The following is a 16,035-nucleotide window of genomic DNA, read 5'->3' on the forward strand; positions in this document are numbered from 1 at the left end:
CAATGTCGTCCCGGTCGATTTCGTCGTCGCAGCCATGGACCACATCGCCCATCTGGCGAACGAGGACGGTCAATGCTTCCATCTGACCGACCCGACGCCGATGCGCGTCGGCGACCTGCTCAACACCTTTGCCCGCGCCGCACACGCGCCGGAAATGGCGATGCGCATCAACGCCGCCCTGCTCGGTTTCATCCCCCGCACGGTGCGCAAGGCCATGTTCGCGCTGACCCCGGTACGCCGTATCCGTACTGCGGTGATGAAGGATCTCGGCCTGCCGGACGACATCCTCGAGTTCGTCAATTACCCGACCCGTTTCGATTGTCGCGAAACGCAAAGGGCGCTCAAAGGCAGCGGCATTGCCGTACCACCGCTCGACAGCTACGCCTGGCGGCTGTGGGACTACTGGGAGCGTCACCTCGACCCCGACCTGTTCGTCGATCGTACGCTACGCGGCCAGGTCGAAGGAAAGGTCGTGCTGGTCACCGGTGGCTCGTCGGGTATCGGCAAGGCAACCATTCGCAAGATGGCCGAAGCCGGTGCAATTGCCGTCACCATTGCCCGCGACCCGAAGACGCTCGACGAAGTGCGACAGGAATTCGAGGCGGCCGGCCTGCGTCTGATCACCCACGTGGTGGACGTCGCCGAGCCGGAACAGTGCGCATCCTTCGTCAGGTTCATGACGGAAGAACACGGCGGAGTCGACATCCTGGTCAACAATGCCGGCCGTTCGATTCGCCGCGGCATCGAAAACTCCTTCGACCGTTTCCATGACTTCGAGCGCACCATGGAGGTCAATTACTTTGGCGCGCTGCGCCTGACCATGGGCTTCCTGCCGGGCATGATCACCAAACGCAAGGGACAGGTGATCAATATCTCGTCGATCGGTGTCCTGACCAACGCACCGCGTTTCTCCGCCTACGTCGCATCGAAAGCGGCAATGGATGCCTGGGCACGTTGCGCCGCCTCGGAGTTTGCCGATCGGGGCATCGAGTTCACGACGATCAACATGCCACTGGTCAGAACTCCGATGATCGCTCCCACCAAGCTGTACGACCAGGTGCCGACGCTTTCCCCGGAAGAAGCGGCCGACATGGTTGTCGAAGCGATCATTCACAAACCGGTGCGCATCGCCACGCGATTGGGGATTTTCGGAGCACTGCTGCATTCCGTCATGCCCAAGGTGGCACAGATCACCATGAACACTTCCTTCCGGATGTTCCCCGATTCCAGTGCGGCAAGCCACAAGCAGCAGCAGGAGGCGGCACCACAGACGGCAGATCAGGTGGCTTTCTCGCAGATCATGCGCGGCATCCATTTCTGACCGAAGCACGGTGACAACCGGCCACCAGGCGGGCAGGCGCGAGCAGCTCCGGAGGACTGGCCCCGTCCGCCGCGTACTGACCGCTGCCGCCCGTCGAACCACGCCCACTCTGCCGCAATACCTATCATGACAACGCCCACGACAAGCCCCGCGCAGGAACACAACCCGCACCAGCTACTGAAAGAACTACAGGCAAGGTTTCCGGTCTTCCGCGACTGCCTGCCGCTGGCGATCGGCATCGACAAGCAATTGCTGAGCCGCCTGCCGGAACTGGATCGCAAGGCGCTGCGCATCGCCCTGGCGATGCACACCCGCTCGATGCGCTACCTGAAAATGATGCAAAAGGCAACGCTACGAGTCGATCTCGATGGCCAGCCGGCTGGCGAGATCCCGGAAGCGCACCGCCAGCATTCGGCCGAGCTGGTCAAGGAAAGGCTGACAAAACAGGCGGACGAACGCAAGGCGCAGCGTGCAGCAGCGGCGCAGGCGCGCCAGCATGCCGAGAAACTTGGTCAACTGGTGGAGAAGTTCGGCCGCAACCGCTAAACGAGGCATTCCGCCGCATACCGGAGAACTTGCAGGGTTCGCCAGTGCACGCATTCGTCTGGCGATGCAGAAAAGCATGGACCACCTACTCAATGACCACTCGCCGCTCGAACTGTACACCTGGCTTGACGAGGACGCCGAACTGCCGGGCTGGGACATTCTGCTGGGCAATCCCTTCGGGCAGACACTACCGGAAGACCGGTTCACCACGGTGCAGAACTACTTTGCCGAATATCATCTGGAGCATTTCCGCCAACGACTCTACCGCCATTTCCCAAGTCGGCTGCACGCCATACTGCTCTTCGCGACGCGGGTCGACGCTGAAACCTTCCGCGCCAAGCATCCCGCGCGTGTCTTCGGCAAGACTCTGGTCTGCGTACGCAGCAGCGGCGCCTACATCTGCTCGTTCCACGATTCGAGCTGGCTGGACTACCTTCGGCTGCCGCACAGCCTCAACCTGTCGGCACTCGACGAAATTGCCAATCACTACTGGAAGGGGACGCTGGTCGAGGAGATCGGCCTCACCTTCCTCGATGAGCGCTGGCGCGAGCCACCGGTCATCGAAGCCGTGTTTCAAGGCACGCTCGAACCCCTCCCCAGTCGCCAGCAGAGCGGCTGGTTGCCTGGTTTCGCCTGAACCGCGAACATGCCGCCGGGTACCTTTCCGGCGCACATAGCGCGCGTCAAGATCCGATGGGGCGCCCCCGGAAAACGCCGCTGCGCTGCGGGCAGCTCGTGGCCGCGCTCAATCACCGTCTGTCGACGGGGTCGGCGCCGCCGACCGACCAATCAGGCTTGCCAGCACCCTCGCCACACCCTCGGCCATACGCCAACGACGTGATTTAGTTGGCAAGACTCCGCTGAGGCGCGAGGTATCATGACATCACTCGGGATGAGCAGAGCGCAGCACGCTGCTCCAGCCAACAAACCGCCCACGACCAACTGAATAACCATATATGCCACAGGGGAACAGCCTTCCATGACTCCCGCGCCATCGAAACTGCTGCCCATCGGGCCGGTGAGCGAGATCATCGTCCCAGAACGGCCGCAGATCAGCATCGTCTCGACCATGTACCGTTCGCAGCCCTTCCTTGACGAGTTCCTTGCTGCTTGCCTGGCTGCCTTGCACCAGATCGACATCGTTGATTTCGAGATCATCCTGGTCAACGATGGTTCTCCCGACAACTCGCTGACCTACGCCCTGGAACGCCGACAAGACATCGCTCAACTGGTGGTAATCGACCTATCACGCAATTTCGGCCACCATCATGCCATGCAGGCCGGACTGCAACACGCGCGTGGGGAACTCGTCTTCCTGATCGATTGCGATCTCGAAGTCTCTCCACTGAGTTTGCCAGCCTTCTACGGGAAACTTCGCGAAACCGGCTGCGATATCGTCTTTGGTTATCAGGAAGCGCGCAAGGGAGGCTGGTTCGAGCAGATCAGCGGCGGCCTGTTCTGGAAGGGTTTCAACCTGCTCAGCGAAACCAAGATCCCCGAGAACATCGTCACCGAACGCATCATGACCCGGCGTTTCGTCGAAGCCCTTCTTCAACTGGGGGACCGCAACCTGTTCCTCGGCGGCATGATGAGCTGGACCGGCTTCCATCAGATCGGCATGGCAGTCAGCAAGAAACAGCGAGCAGGAGAGAGCAGCTACACGCTGATCAAGCGAGTCAACCTGATGGTCAACGCCGTTAGTTCGTTCTCGGCGCAGCCCTTGCTCTGGTTGTTCAACATCGGTGGCTTCATCACCCTGACCAGCTTTTCCTACGTCCTCTACCTGGTGATCAGAAAACTGGTCTTTGGTGATGCGCTGCTCGGTTTTACCTCACTGATGGGTTTGATTGCCTTCAACCTTGGCATCCTCACCATGGCGATCGGCCTCGTCGGCATCTATCTCGGCAAGGTGTTCAATCAAGTCCAAAACCGGCCGACGTACATCGTCAAGGCCATTCACGGCGGCGCGCTGAAGACCTCGAGAAACGGGTCGACCGGCAACAGCTGACCAGTCTTCATTCACCCGCCCTGCCACACGCCCAGGCACGAAAGGCATCAACATGCACCTGCTGATCTACGGATCCAAAGAGTTTGCCCAGACCGTCACGGACCTCCTCCACGACTGCGGCCACCAGGCCGCTGGATTGGTGGACGACTACGCCACTGGACCCGGAATCGTCGGAACGTTTGACACCGCCATCCGCAGGTACCCGCCGTCGGAGTTTGGATTTGCCGTGGCCATCGGTTATTCGAACCTTCCGGCGAGGAGAAAGGTAGGGCAGAGAATTCACGCTGCCGGTTACCGCATGCCGGCGCTGGTTCATCCGCGCGCCTACGTCGCCGACACAGCCCACCTGGGTCAAGGCAGCATGGTGATGGCCGGCGCAATCGTTGATACCCGCGCCACGATAGGCGAACTGGGGGTAGTGTGGCCGGGGGCCTGTATCAACCATGACTCGATCATCGGCGAGAATACCTTTGTCTCCCCGAACGCCATCGTCTGCGGCTGCTCAAGAATAGGCGCCGATAGCTTCATTGGCGCAGGCGCCGCCATCAGGGACCATTGCGAGCTTCCTGCCGGGAGTTTCGTACCAATGCTGCAAAGATACACGGGCGGGCGGCAATGAGATCGCTTGCAATCCTGCAGTCAAACTACCTGCCGTGGAAGGGCTACTTCGACATCATTCACGACGTCGATCGATTCATCTTCTACGATGATCTCCAGTACACCAAGAACGACTGGCGCAACCGCAACCGTATCAAGACCCAGCATGGTGCGGAATGGATCACCATCCCGGTTGGTGAGGATGCCAACCGCCTGATCTGCGAGGTGGAAATGAAGAATCCGCTATGGCAGACGAAACACTGGAAGACGCTCCAGCAATGTTACGGAAAGTGCCCGCACTTTGCACGCTACGCGCCTTTTCTCGAAGACGTGTATCTGGGCCGCCAGTGGACCAATCTCTCGCAACTCAATCAGTACCTGATCTGCTCGATTGCGCACGAGTTTCTCGGCATCAGAACCGCGTTCAGTGACTCCCGTGAATATGCACTCAGCGGTCGCAAACTCGAGCGGCTGCTGGAGCTGGTCGGCAGTTCCGGGGCCAGTCGTTACGTATCGGGGCCAGCAGCCAAGAATTACATTGATCCGGACCGTTTCGCCACGCTGGGTGTCGAGCTGGTATGGAAGGACTATTCGGCCTATCCCGAGTACCCCCAACGCCACCCCCCTTTCGAGCATGGCGTGTCGATCCTGGACCTGCTTTTCAACGTCGGCCCGGACGCTCCCTGGTACATCTGGGGTTGGCGTAGCGATGCCGGCCAGAGACCAGCTCCGGATCCCGCCGGCATGGCGAAAGCCTTGCGATGAGAAGCAAGCTGCTCCATGTTCTCGGTGGTGGCCCCTGGCAGTTGCCCACCGTACGACTGGCCAAGGCCTTGGGGCACCGCGTGCTGGTCAGCGATGTCTATGCCGACCGGCCGTGCTATGCCCTTGCCGATCACCATCAGGTGGTGGATATCACGGATATCGATGGGACCCTGCAACTGGCAAGCCGCTACCGGATCGACGACATCGTCTGCGACACCACCGACATCGGTGTGGCGACCGCGGCCCATGTCGCCGAACAGCTCGGACTGCCAGGCATCGGCTACGAAACGGCACTCAATTTCACCAACAAGGGGCGCATGCGCGCGTTGACCGATCGCGCCGGAATGGTCGTTCCTCGCTACCGGCTGCTCGATTCGGAGTCTGGCTTGACGGAGTGCGCAGCATTCGTCGCCTACCCGCTGATTGTCAAGCCGGTAGACAACCAATCGGGGCGAGGCGTCAGCCGACTCTTGAATGGCGACGGACTGAAGGCAGCCTACCAGCTGGCGAGAAGCTGTTCGCGCAGCGGAAAGGTGCTGATCGAAGGCTGCATCGAAGGGAAAGAGATCATTGTGGACGGGTTCGTCGTGGCCGGCCGGCCACGCATCCTCGGCATCGCGCACAAGGTCCCGTTTCCGGACACGGTCACTGTCTCGTCACGCATTCACTATCCCGGCGCGCTGCCTGCGGCGGAATTCAAACTCATCCGGGCAGCCACCTGCCGTACTCTTTCGGCACTCGGCTTGCGCGATGGCGTCTTTCACGGCGAGTTCATGGTCCGCGGGCAGGACGTCGTGCCAATCGACGTCGCCGCCCGCGGTGGCGGAGTGATGATCTATACACACGTCGTGCCGCATGTTTCGGGAGTCAATGTAAACCGGGCAATGATCCAGCAGGCCCTCGGCGAAGCAGTCGGCATCGACCCACTGCCCGTGCCAAAAGCAGCCAATATAGAGTTCCTCAGCATGCCGCCGGGCAGAATTGCCGAGATCGTGGGCGTCGACGCGGCGGCTGCCGTGCCCGGTGTTGTGGCGATCCACTTCAACCTGCAGATCGGGGATGAGGTCGGCCCACTCGAGCACAAGGATCGCCGCCCGGGCTATGTCGTCAGCTTGGCTGATACGGCAGCACAGGCGATCGACAGCGCGTTGCGTGCCAAGTCCCTGCTTCGGGTCCGCATGACTGGCCCGGGTAGCTACCTCCCGATCACTTGATTGACTGAAAGGAAAAGTGCATGAAGCTTTTTGATTCGCTGACGCATGTCACCCGCGATGGCAGTTGGTGCGGCGAGCGACGTTACGACGCATCCCTCGCCAGACTGCTCCAGGACATGGACGAAGGGGGCGTCTATCGGGCCTGCCTGGTGGCCATCGCGGACTACGTGGACAACGAGATCGTCATCGAATCGGCACGTGCTCACCCCGAGCGCTTCATCCCCATCGCCGGCATCAATCCACGCTCCTTGCCCACCTTGCGGCGCGTCGAGGCCGTGGTGGCAGAGGTGGCCGCACAGGGGTTTGCGGGCATCAAACTGCATCCACGCATGAACGGCTACGACCCGCTCGACCCGAAATGCATCGCGGTCTTCGATGCGGCGGCCGAACATGGGCTGGTCATCCTGCTCGACACTCTCTTCAGGCGCCGCGGCCTGGCGACTACCAATGCCCCGGACACCATCGACCACATCGCCAACGCCTGTCCCGACACGCGCATCCTGCTGCTGCACGCCGCCGGCCCCTCGATGCTCGACCTGTTCGAGATCGTGCGTGCCAACCCGAATCTGCTGCTCGACTTCTCCTTTACCCTCATGCGCTACGCCGGCAGCCGCCTGGACGACGACATGCGCTATCTGTTCTCGACCACCGATCAACTGATCACCATCGGCTCGGATTTCCCGGAGTATCCCCCGGCCAGGATCGTCGAGCGCTTCCAGCTATTGAGCCAGGGGATCGAAGCGCACCGCATCGAGAACATTATGTACCGGAATCTGGAACGGCTGTTTGCCGGCTACCAAGTTGCGGCCCGATGAGCAAGCAAATGCCGGGCGCAGCCAGCGTGGTCAAATCCGACAGCCCGCGGGTCACCACACAGGACGCACGTCGAATGACCTCGGGCTGGTGGCTCCTGCCAGCGATTCTCGCTGCCGCCCTGCTCCTCCGCCTGGCGTTCTTCACCGGTTATTTTGGCTCGGATGAAGTCACGTATACCGAGCAGGCTCTGGCAATTGCTCAGGGATCGTGGAAACACTCCGACTACATCGGCGCAGTGCGACTGGGGATCAGCCTGCCCGTCGGCTTCCTGATCTGGCTGTTGGGCAGAACCGAACTCGTTGCCAACCTGTGGGCCCTGTTCTGTTCACTGGGCGAGATTGCTCTCGTCTTTCTGCTCGCCAGGCGTTTCTGGGGCGAACGAGCGGCCGTACTGTCCAGCCTCGTCCTGACTTTCACCCCCTTGCACGCTCACTACGCCGGCCGCCTGATGGCTGATGCGCCGCTCGGATTCTTCCTCAGCTTGAGCTTCTTTGCCCTCTTCTCGGGCGACCGGAGCGGCAAACCGATCCACTACCTGGGCGCCGGCCTGGCGGCTGGCTTTGTCTGGTGGATCAAGAGTTCAGTCGCCCTGGTCTTCATTCCGGTGTTCGCCCTCTACCTCATCCGGGAACGACGCTTCCATCCCAAGTGGCTGATCATGGCCGCCGGCTTCGTGACAATGGTGCTGCTGAATGGTCTGGTTTTCCTGTTCATGGAGAACGACTTCTGGAAAATCTACCGCTTGACCATCTCGGGTGTGGCCGACTACGTCCAGGGGCAGAGCATGACGACGGACCCTGCCTTCTACCTGCGGCTCCTGTTCCTGGAAATCAAGCACACATGGTTCCTCGGCCCGCTGGCCGCGGCCGGACTGCTGCTGTGGTTGCGGCACCCGGGGCAGGACGACGGCCTGACCCGCGTGGCACTCTGGGGCATGGGGTTGGTCGCTGCTTTCAGCCTGTTCATCGTCTCGTTCAAACCGCTGTTGTTCATCACCAAGCAGGTCAACTATTCTCTCGTGTTCATGGCACCGCTGGCCCTGCTCGCAGGCTATGCACTGTCGCGTCTCAGTCCCCGCCTGGCGATACTCTTCGCCTTGGCGGTCATCATCCCACTGGGCACCCTCGGTACCGCGCTGGAACAGCAGGCGATTCATTCGTTCGTGGCCAACAGCAAGGCGGCACTGACGTTTGCCGGCGAGCATCCTGGCCGTGACGTATTCGGCATGACCAATGCTACCAGGGTGAGCAATTACGCCCGGCTGTTCGCCGACTCACCGGCTGAAGTGCCACGCATAGAGGACATCAACTGGCTCGCCGGGCACACCCCGTCTGCCCGCCCGGGCCAGGACGCCAGCCCTTACATCGCCTATGCGATCTTCGATCGCCAGACAGCAGACTGGGGCAGGCAGGGCACCTATTCCCGCCTGGACCATCTGCCCAGATGCTGGACCAGGCTGGGAGACCTCGAGCCGCGTGGGATGGGCCTCGGCGGACGGGCTGTGGCCGCGCTGGCTGCCGCCTCGGCGCTGCTGCCCGGCAACCTCGGGCGCAACCTGTCAACCCGGCTCGATGCCTTGGCCGAGCCTCGGCCGGCAACCGTATTCGGAATCGGGCCGGACTGCCCGCCCACGGATCCCGACTGAGCCGCAGCACACCCGGATGGACAACCAGAGGTCTGGAACAATCGATCGATCACCATCTACAAGAGGAAACTGACGAATGCATCCCCGCTTTGACATCCCTGGACATGTGTACATCGCACTCACACTGGTGTTCACCGTATATGGACAACTGGTGCTCAAGTGGCAGATGAGCGATGTGGGTCCGCTGCCAGAGGGAAATCTCAGCAAACTGGGATTCCTCCTTCTGCAGTTTCTCAACCCCTGGATCATGACCGGTCTGGCTTCCGCCTTCCTCGCCTCCTTGGCATGGATGGCAGCCATGACTCGCCTTGACCTGACCTATGCCTATCCCTTCATGAGCCTGGCGTTCGTCATCGTGATGGCGTTTTCGGTACTGTTTCTCAACGAACCACTCTCGATGCAACGCATACTGGGTACGCTGATGGTCGTCGCCGGGCTGATCGTCATGACCCGCTAGGCTTTCGCCGCCCTTCACAGCTTGCCTCAGGGCCGCTGCGCTTCCTGCCAGATGCCTGACCATCAAACTTTCTCCCTGGACCCATCTCATGATCCCCTTCAACAAGCCCTACATGACCGGCAAGGAGCTCTGGTACATCTCCCAGGCGCATGCCGCCGGTCACCTCGCCGGTGATGGCCAGTTCACCCGAAACTGCAGCACCTGGCTGGAAAACCGTATTGGCTGCAGCAAGGCACTGCTCACCCACTCATGTACCGCAGCGCTGGAAATGGCTGCCATCCTGGCCGATATCAGGGAGGGCGACGAAGTGATCATGCCCTCCTACACCTTCGTCTCGACGGCCAACGCCTTCGTGCTCAGAGGGGCGGTCCCGGTGTTTGTCGACGTGCGCGGCGACACGTTGAACATAGATGAAAACAGGATCGAAGCAGCCATCACGCCACGCACCAAAGCCATTGTTCCGGTGCACTACGCGGGGGTCGCCTGCGAAATGGACAGCATCATGGATATCGCTCGACGGCACGGCCTGCTGGTCATCGAGGATGCCGCGCAGGGAATCATGTCCACCTACAAGGGCCGGCCGCTTGGCAGCATCGGCCATCTGGCCGCCTTGTCATTCCACGAAACCAAGAACATCATCTCCGGTGAAGGCGGCGCCCTGCTGATCAACGACACGAGCTTGTTGACGCGGGCCGAGGTCATCCGTGAAAAGGGAACGAATCGCAGCCAGTTTTTTCGCGGCCAGGTGGACAAGTACACCTGGGTGGATATCGGCTCGTCGTACCTGCCTGGTGAGATCATTGCCGCCTTCCTCTGGGCGCAGATGGAAGAAGCCGACGCGATCAACAAGCGTCGGCTGGGCATCTGGTCGACCTACCACCAGTGGTTCAGAAGCGTCGAGGAAAACGGCGGCTGCCGCCGTCCGTTGATTCCTCGCGACTGCTCGCATAATGCCCACATGTACTATCTCCTGCTGCCCAGCCTCGACAAGCGCAGCCGCTTCATCGACCAGCTCAAGACACGGGGCATCGGCACGGTCTTCCATTACGTCCCGCTGCACAGTGCACCAATGGGCGGGAAGTTCGGAAGAGTCAGCGGCGACATGACCCACACCGACTCCCTGTCCGAGCGCCTGGTTCGCATGCCCCTCTGGCTGGGTCTGGAAGACGAGCAGGCGAGAATCATCCAGGAGGCGATCATCGCCCTGTCCTGACCCGATGCTCAAACACCACGACCGGACGTCCCACGCGCGGCCAGCGAGTGCGGCTGGAGCCCGACTTGCGGGGGACACCACCGGCACACCTTGCAAGCCATCCAGCCGGACCGCTAGCGGGCACGAACTGCCACGGCCCAATCAACGACGTGCGCCAGCCAGGACGACGTACCCTGCAACCAACGAATAGGAGATCCACTCATGCACAGCCACACAAATTTCTGGAGCTACTGTTCCGAGAGCAGGCTGCCATCTCTGGTCTGCGCGCTGTCCTTGGCCTGGATAAGCAACAGCGCCATCGGCCGCCCGACCAACATCACCCAGGGCGAAACGGCAATGAGCCCTCCCTACTGCATCTACAAGGACGGGTTCGAGGACAGTCAGGCATCCGGGCAGTTTTCCCCCGGGGCCAAGCACTGGCAGTCGATACTGGGAGACGGTTTCCGGACCTTGCACCACTATTGCTGGGCACACGTATCAATGCAGCGTGCCATGCGCCACGACACGCCGCGCAATCTCAGGGAACACTATCTCGGTGACGCCGTCGCCGACGACTGGTTCGTCATCAAGAATACCAAGAGCGATTTCATCCTGCTACCCGAGGTTTACACCCACATCGGCAAGCTGGAGCTGATGCGTTCTCGGCCGCAGGAGGCGAACAAGGCGTTTGCCCAGGCGCGAGCACTCAAGCCGGACTACTGGCCGGCCTACTCGCACTGGGCAGAGTTCCTGATCCGGGCAGGGCAGCGTGCCGAAGCAAAGCAGGTAGTCAAGTCGGGCCTCGAGTACAGTCCCAAGGCCAAGGTGCTACAGGAACAGTACCGACTGTTGGGCGGCAATCCGGCGGAGATCGTTCCCAAGGTCAAGACAATCCAGGCGGCAGAGTCGGTCGACGACAGCAGCATTCCACCGATCATCGAAGAACCCGAAGCCGATCCGACGCCCGTCGGCGCTCCGCCAGCCGCTACGACAGACCGCTGACAATGACCGGCACATGTGCCCCGAGTAGCTTGCTGCAGCAGGCGTTGCCTTGACTTCGGTCCGCCGCTCACTCGCTTTCGCCCTCACCGACAGCCACCTTGGCGTGGGGCTGCAACTGGCCAGCACACTGATCATCTCACGCCTGCTGACCCCGACCGAAATCGGGATTTTTTCGGTTGCCGCGGCCCTCGCAGCCCTGGCCAGCACCTTTCGCGACTTCGGTGTCGCCGAATACCTGATCCAGGAAAAGGAGCTGACAAGCGTGAAAATCCGTGCTGCGCTGGGCGGCAACATCATCGTCTCATGGCTGATGGCGGCACTGCTGTTTTTTGCCAGCACCCCGGTGGCCGTTTTCTATCGACAACCCGGTGTCGCCGAGGTCATGCAGATTCAGTCGATCAACTTTCTGCTGATTCCGTTTGGCGCCGTCACCATGGCCTATTTCAGGCGGGAGATGAATTACCGGCCAATCTTCGTGGCCGGCCTGCTGGCCAATGTGACCAGCTTCATCGTCGCCACCACGACGGCGCTGGCAGGGTTTGGCTATGTCGGTCTGGCCTTCTCTTCACTGGCCAGCGCCATGGTCACCGTCAGCTACTCCATCCTGGCGCGTCCGAGCAACTTCCCATGGTGGCCATCCTTCTCCGGGCTGCGCGAGGTGGCGCGTTTCGGAAAGCACGCCACGGGCATCTATTTCTTTGGGCAGATCGGCAGGAGCGCACCGGAAGCGGTCATTGGCCGGGTACTCGATATGGCGTCGGTGGCTTTCTTCAGTCGTGCCAACGGGCTGCTCGAGATCTTCAACCGCAGCGTATTGTTCGCTGCGGTGACCGTCTGCCTGCCCTATTTCGCACAGGAGGCACGTGCCGGCCAGAAAGCGGCAGCCGGCTATCTCAAGGCGACCACGCTGCTCACCGGTATCGGCTGGCCGTTTTTCATTCATACCGGTCTGATCGCCTATTCGGCCATTCGCCTGGTCTATGGCGAACAATGGATGCCCGCCGTGCCGCTGGCGCAGATCCTTTGCCTGGTCGCCATTCTCGAACTGCCCTACTGGCTGGCAACCGAGGTGATGATCGCCGCAGGCCGGATCGATCAGAGCAACCGACTGCAGTTCGTCGTGCAGGGCCTGCGCATTGCCAGCCTGGTGCTGGTCATCCCGTTCGGCCTGACAGGCGCCTGCTGGGGCCTGGCGATGGCTGCACTGGGCGGGGCCGCCATCGCGCACCGCTTCCTCCGACAGGTCATCGCACTTCGCTTCAGCGACGTCCTGCGGAGTTGTCTGCCGAGTGCGGGTGTTGGCGCGCTTTCGGGCTTGCCAAGTCTTCTGGTCATCCTCTTCGTCGGGCAATCGGAGGCAAACTACGTCCTCGTTCTTGTCAGTTGCAGCCTCGCCGCGTCAGTCGTCTGGCTGGGCTCACTCAAGGCCTGCAGACATCCCTGCTGGGATGAAGTGGTGCTGCTTCTGGGCAAACTGAAGAGTCGTTCGCGAGATGCCTGAGCAAGCAAACATGCGAAGAATCCTGATCCTGCAATGATCGAGTACCACGGAAAAGCCGCCCCCGCCGCCGCAAATCGGCGATTGACAGCGCCCGAGAGGCCTACCTATACTCCGGCGCCCGCTATTGGACGTCTTCGCATGCGGTCCTTGAGTGTCGGTACAAACGCATGGGTTGCAGCACTGGCCCGCCCCACCATCCCTGCTGCGAGCCCTGATCAGTGACCAACGTTCGAGTCTCCCTGGCTTATTCAGCCGCTGCCAGCTACGTGACGATGGCCCTGCAGTTGCTCAGTACGGCGGTGTTGGCGCGCTTGCTCACCCCGGAGCAGATTGGCACCTTTGCCGTTGCCGCAGTATTCACCGCGTTGGCAGGAGCCTTCCGTAATTTCGGCGTCACCGAGTACCTGATTCAGCAGCGCGAACTCGACACGCAGACGATCCGTGCCGCGTTGACCGTCAATATCCTCGTTTCGTGGTCACTGGGGATGCTGCTGACCATCGGTGCACAAACGGTCGCGCAGTTCTTTCGCACCGAAGAGGTCGCCGCCGTAATGTACGTGCAAGCGGCAAGTTTTGCGATCATTCCGTTCGGCGCCATCACCATGGCATACTTCAGACGCGAACTGAACCTGCGCCCCATCCTGATCAGCACGACGCTGGCCAATGTCGCGTCCCTGGTGGTGGCGGTAATCCTGGCGTGGCAGGGCTTCGGGCATATGAGCCTGGCCTGGTCGGGTCTGGCCGGCACGGTGGCAACGGTCGCGGTTTCTCTCTGGTTTCGCCCCTCGACCCTGCCGTTCTGGCCCGGTATTCGCGGCACGCGTGAGGCCTTCCGATTCGGCAGGCACGCCAGCGCGATCTATCTCTTCGAGCAGATGGGCAAGGGCGCACCCGAGATGATCATTGGCCGTGCCGCAGGCATCGCTCCGGTGGCCTACTACAGCCGAGCCAACGGCTTGCTCGAACTGTTCGACAAATTGGTTTTGAACGCCGTGTGGCCAATCGTGTTGCCCATATTCTCGAAGCGGGAACGCGAAAGCGGCGGATTGTTGGCCGCCTACCTGCTGGGCACGGCCTACCTTACCGTCGTGAGTTGGCCAATCATCTTCTTCATGGGCCTGATGGCGTTTCCCGCGGTTCGCATTGTGTACGGCGTGCAGTGGATGGAATCGGTGGAGCTTGCACAGATACTCTGCGTCGCGATGGTGCTTTGGATGCCCTACCACCTGGGCAAGGAAGCGCTCATCGCGCGCGGCCAGGTCAAGGAAAGCAGCCACCTGCAACTCGGCATACAGGGGTTGCGCATCATTGGCTTGCTCGCCGTGGTGCCGTTCGGCCTGGTCGGCGCCTGCTGGGGCGTGGTATTCGGCATGGCCGGCGGGGCTGTCCTCTCGCATCGGCGTCTCGCCCGGTCAATATCCTTGACCACGCGTGAACTGGCTGCGGCAGTCCTGCCAAGCCTCAGAATCGCTTTCCTGGTCAACCTGCCGGTGGCACTGTTGACCTGGCTGGTACCGCCGACCGAGGAGAACTTCGCCTGGCTTGGACTGCTCGGTGGTCTGTTCTGTGCAGGGGGCTGGCTGCTGGCCGTCTGGCAAACCCGGCATCCGATCTGGATCGAGTGCGTTTCAGTCGGTCGTGCCGCTCGGCAGCGGCTGCCGGTCCGCTGGCAGGGCAGCTAGATCTCATACCGGTACCTACGAAGTGCTTCGATGGAACAGGTCAGTAAAATGCTTGAACTACGGATGGCGCAAGAAACTCTGAATGGCTTGCCGCTGGTGCGCCGCGTGCGTATTGCACGCCGACTTTTCGCCGATCTGTACCTGCTGGACCGCAAGCGACTGACCGTCATGAATGAGCCTGGCGTGCATCGGGCACTGGTCCATTCGGCGTTCCAGGCGCGCTCGGTCCTGGTGGGCAACCCCACGTGGCTGGTCGCCGTGCGCGCGCCGGATGAAACTCCGGACTACGTCTTCGCAACCCTGCAACGCGGGCGCCTGCGCTCCGAGCTGACCGTAACGGCATTGGGCAAACTTCCGTTGCAGGAGGACTGCTGGACCGTGCTGGAGCAACTCGCCGAAAATCTGGCGGCGACGTCCATTCTGGTCGAAACGGTCACAGGTGAGCCGACATCGCATGTCCCTGCCGTTGATGGCGAAATAGTCCGTTATATCGGGGAGCGGCTCTATGTGGTCGATCTCGCGGACGAGGGACAAGCCAGCAACCTGTCGAAAAACACCAAACGCAACATTGCCCGCGCAGCGAAGGCAGGGGTCCGGATCGACGTATCAACCACTGCATCGGCACTTGAAGCCCACTTCGAGCTAACTGGCGCGTCGATCGACCGCCGAGCCGGAAGGGGCGAAGACGTCACACAACGCGCCTCTGCAGAGCGAGTTCGCAAGATGCTGGCGGACGGATGCGGCAGACTGTTCCAGGCCACCCTGGATGGCGAGGCACTGTCTTCCGACTTTGTCTTCCAGCTCGGCGGGAGCGCCTACTACTACGACGGCGGCTCATCCTCCCGCGGCATGGCGCTGGGCAGTTCACACTACCTGATGTCGGAGATACTCTCCCGCTTGCAGAGCGACGGCCTGCACGCCATCAACCTTGGCCTGGCTCGCGCGGGCAACGAGGGTCTGGCTCGCTTCAAGGAAGGCTTCGGCGCACGTCTCGCACATGTCGAGCGCGTCCTGGTGAAGCGGGATCGGGTAACCAGAATGACGCGCAACATGATCAGATCGTGCTTTCCCCCAGGCACCTGACGGGCACCCGGCGGACTCCTCGTATTCCAGGCTCCAGACAGGCCGACCCCAAGGACAGAGGTGGTGCCGGAATTTCGGACAGCAGGATAGGTGGTAGTCTTGCCCATTGGACGGCTGCGGAAGCAGCCCCAACAGGAGCGAGAGCATGACGAGAAGGACGAGGCGGAAGCACACGCCGGCATTCAAGGCGCAGGTGGCGCTGAAGA

15 protein-coding genes are annotated in these 16,035 nt (G+C 61.4%); all 15 read left to right on the forward strand.

The features are described from left to right. The coding region (locus JNK99_RS02915; RefSeq protein WP_291848362.1) for an SDR family oxidoreductase at positions 1-1,321 on the forward strand (1,321 nt) is incomplete at its 5' end. 126 nt (positions 1,322-1,447) lie between these two features. Beyond that, a complete protein-coding gene (locus JNK99_RS02920) occupies positions 1,448-1,867 on the forward strand; it encodes a ProQ/FinO family protein (RefSeq protein ID WP_291848365.1) in 420 nt (139 codons plus the stop codon). Between the two features lie 76 nt (positions 1,868-1,943). After that, positions 1,944-2,504, forward strand: a complete 561-nt coding sequence (locus tag JNK99_RS02925; protein ID WP_291848368.1) for a hypothetical protein — start codon at positions 1,944-1,946, stop codon at positions 2,502-2,504. A gap of 342 nt (positions 2,505-2,846) precedes the next feature. Beyond that, positions 2,847-3,875 carry a glycosyltransferase family 2 protein gene (locus tag JNK99_RS02930; RefSeq protein ID WP_291848370.1) on the forward strand — a complete coding sequence of 343 codons (1,029 nt, stop codon included), beginning with the start codon at positions 2,847-2,849 and terminating at the stop codon, positions 3,873-3,875. Between the two features lie 52 nt (positions 3,876-3,927). Then, positions 3,928-4,494, forward strand: coding sequence for a hypothetical protein (locus JNK99_RS02935; protein ID WP_291848373.1), 567 nt, complete (start codon positions 3,928-3,930; stop codon positions 4,492-4,494). Continuing rightward, positions 4,491-5,237: a WbqC family protein gene (locus tag JNK99_RS02940; protein WP_291848376.1), complete on the forward strand. Its 747-nt coding sequence runs from the start codon at positions 4,491-4,493 to the stop codon at positions 5,235-5,237. Before JNK99_RS02935 ends, JNK99_RS02940 begins: the two co-directional genes overlap by 4 nt. Then, the gene (locus JNK99_RS02945) at positions 5,234-6,451 is read left to right on the forward strand and encodes an ATP-grasp domain-containing protein (RefSeq protein ID WP_291848378.1); all 1,218 of its coding nucleotides are present in this window, start codon (positions 5,234-5,236) and stop codon (positions 6,449-6,451) included. Before JNK99_RS02940 ends, JNK99_RS02945 begins: the two co-directional genes overlap by 4 nt. A gap of 20 nt (positions 6,452-6,471) precedes the next feature. Beyond that, on the forward strand, positions 6,472-7,266 hold the full coding sequence (locus tag JNK99_RS02950; protein ID WP_291848380.1) for an amidohydrolase family protein: 795 nt from the start codon (positions 6,472-6,474) through the stop codon (positions 7,264-7,266). Beyond that, positions 7,263-8,912 carry a glycosyltransferase family 39 protein gene (locus JNK99_RS02955; protein WP_291848383.1) on the forward strand — a complete coding sequence of 550 codons (1,650 nt, stop codon included), beginning with the start codon at positions 7,263-7,265 and terminating at the stop codon, positions 8,910-8,912. Before JNK99_RS02950 ends, JNK99_RS02955 begins: the two co-directional genes overlap by 4 nt. Positions 8,913-8,988: 76 nt before the next feature. Next, on the forward strand, positions 8,989-9,369 hold the full coding sequence (locus JNK99_RS02960; RefSeq protein WP_291848386.1) for an EamA family transporter: 381 nt from the start codon (positions 8,989-8,991) through the stop codon (positions 9,367-9,369). Positions 9,370-9,457: 88 nt separating this feature from the next. Beyond that, positions 9,458-10,582, forward strand: a complete 1,125-nt coding sequence (gene rffA / locus JNK99_RS02965) for a dTDP-4-amino-4,6-dideoxygalactose transaminase (protein ID WP_291848389.1) — start codon at positions 9,458-9,460, stop codon at positions 10,580-10,582. 201 nt (positions 10,583-10,783) lie between these two features. Further along, the gene (locus tag JNK99_RS02970) at positions 10,784-11,563 is read left to right on the forward strand and encodes a tetratricopeptide repeat protein (protein WP_291848391.1); all 780 of its coding nucleotides are present in this window, start codon (positions 10,784-10,786) and stop codon (positions 11,561-11,563) included. 49 nt (positions 11,564-11,612) lie between these two features. Then, positions 11,613-13,064 carry a lipopolysaccharide biosynthesis protein gene (locus tag JNK99_RS02975; protein WP_291848395.1) on the forward strand — a complete coding sequence of 484 codons (1,452 nt, stop codon included), beginning with the start codon at positions 11,613-11,615 and terminating at the stop codon, positions 13,062-13,064. 218 nt (positions 13,065-13,282) lie between these two features. Next, a complete protein-coding gene (locus JNK99_RS02980) occupies positions 13,283-14,746 on the forward strand; it encodes a lipopolysaccharide biosynthesis protein (RefSeq protein WP_291848397.1) in 1,464 nt (487 codons plus the stop codon). Between the two features lie 30 nt (positions 14,747-14,776). Then, positions 14,777-15,829, forward strand: a complete 1,053-nt coding sequence (locus JNK99_RS02985) for a GNAT family N-acetyltransferase (RefSeq protein WP_291848400.1) — start codon at positions 14,777-14,779, stop codon at positions 15,827-15,829. The last annotated feature ends 206 nt before the right edge of the window (positions 15,830-16,035 follow it).

It is taken from the genome of Accumulibacter sp., from assembly GCF_016789985.1.
Classification (GTDB): domain Bacteria; phylum Pseudomonadota; class Gammaproteobacteria; order Burkholderiales; family Rhodocyclaceae; genus Accumulibacter.

What these genes read in the sequence shown, in the direction of transcription:
- JNK99_RS02920 (WP_291848365.1), top strand. Translation starts at nt 1,448, where the DNA reads ATGACAACGCCCACGACAAGCCCCGCGCAGGAACACAACCCGCACCAG.
- JNK99_RS02925 (WP_291848368.1), top strand. Translation starts at nt 1,944, where the DNA reads ATGGACCACCTACTCAATGACCACTCGCCGCTCGAACTGTACACCTGG.
- JNK99_RS02930 (WP_291848370.1), top strand. Translation starts at nt 2,847, where the DNA reads ATGACTCCCGCGCCATCGAAACTGCTGCCCATCGGGCCGGTGAGCGAG.
- JNK99_RS02935 (WP_291848373.1), top strand. Translation starts at nt 3,928, where the DNA reads ATGCACCTGCTGATCTACGGATCCAAAGAGTTTGCCCAGACCGTCACG.
- JNK99_RS02940 (WP_291848376.1), top strand. Translation starts at nt 4,491, where the DNA reads ATGAGATCGCTTGCAATCCTGCAGTCAAACTACCTGCCGTGGAAGGGC.
- JNK99_RS02945 (WP_291848378.1), top strand. Translation starts at nt 5,234, where the DNA reads ATGAGAAGCAAGCTGCTCCATGTTCTCGGTGGTGGCCCCTGGCAGTTG.
- JNK99_RS02950 (WP_291848380.1), top strand. Translation starts at nt 6,472, where the DNA reads ATGAAGCTTTTTGATTCGCTGACGCATGTCACCCGCGATGGCAGTTGG.
- JNK99_RS02955 (WP_291848383.1), top strand. Translation starts at nt 7,263, where the DNA reads ATGAGCAAGCAAATGCCGGGCGCAGCCAGCGTGGTCAAATCCGACAGC.
- JNK99_RS02960 (WP_291848386.1), top strand. Translation starts at nt 8,989, where the DNA reads ATGCATCCCCGCTTTGACATCCCTGGACATGTGTACATCGCACTCACA.
- rffA (WP_291848389.1), top strand. Translation starts at nt 9,458, where the DNA reads ATGATCCCCTTCAACAAGCCCTACATGACCGGCAAGGAGCTCTGGTAC.
- JNK99_RS02970 (WP_291848391.1), top strand. Translation starts at nt 10,784, where the DNA reads ATGCACAGCCACACAAATTTCTGGAGCTACTGTTCCGAGAGCAGGCTG.
- JNK99_RS02985 (WP_291848400.1), top strand. Translation starts at nt 14,777, where the DNA reads ATGGAACAGGTCAGTAAAATGCTTGAACTACGGATGGCGCAAGAAACT.